1 protein-coding gene is annotated in these 701 nt (G+C 63.8%); it reads left to right on the top strand.

Translation table 11 applies throughout. The features are described 5' to 3' along the window. Positions 1-3 precede the first annotated feature (3 nt). On the top strand, positions 4-701 hold a 698-nt coding region (locus tag A6M56_RS17785), incomplete at its 3' end, for a GTP-binding protein (protein WP_286758275.1).

Genomic DNA, 701 nt, shown 5'->3' with positions numbered 1-701 from the left:
GACATGGCAAAGGAAAAGTTCGAGCGGACCAAGCCGCACGTGAACGTTGGGACGATTGGTCACGTTGACCACGGCAAGACGACGCTGACCGCAGCGATCGCGACCGTGCTGTCGAGCAAGTTCGGTGGCGAAGCGAAGAAGTACGACGAAATCGACGCAGCGCCGGAAGAAAAGGCACGCGGCATCACGATCAACACCGCACACATCGAGTACGAAACGGCCAACCGCCACTACGCGCACGTTGACTGCCCGGGCCACGCCGACTACGTCAAGAACATGATCACCGGTGCCGCCCAGATGGACGGCGCCATCCTGGTGTGCTCGGCCGCGGACGGCCCGATGCCGCAAACGCGTGAGCACATCCTGCTGGCCCGCCAGGTTGGCGTGCCGTACATCATCGTCTTCCTGAACAAGTGCGACATGGTGGACGACGCCGAGCTGCTCGAGCTGGTGGAAATGGAAGTGCGCGAGCTGCTCTCGAAGTACGAATTCCCGGGCGACGACACCCCGATCATCAAGGGCTCGGCCAAGCTGGCGCTGGAAGGCGACAAGGGCGAGCTGGGTGAAGTGGCGATCATGAACCTGGCCGACGCGCTGGACTCGTACATCCCGACGCCGGAGCGCGCCGTGGACGGCACGTTCCTGATGCCGGTGGAAGACGTGTTCTCGATCTCGGGCCGCGGCACCGTGGTGACCGGCCG

Source organism: Ralstonia sp. RL (assembly GCF_001683835.1).
Lineage (GTDB): Bacteria > Pseudomonadota > Gammaproteobacteria > Burkholderiales > Burkholderiaceae > Ralstonia > Ralstonia mannitolilytica.
The sequence above is the reverse complement of the archived record's forward strand: the minus strand, read 5'-3'. Positions and strand labels throughout refer to the sequence as shown.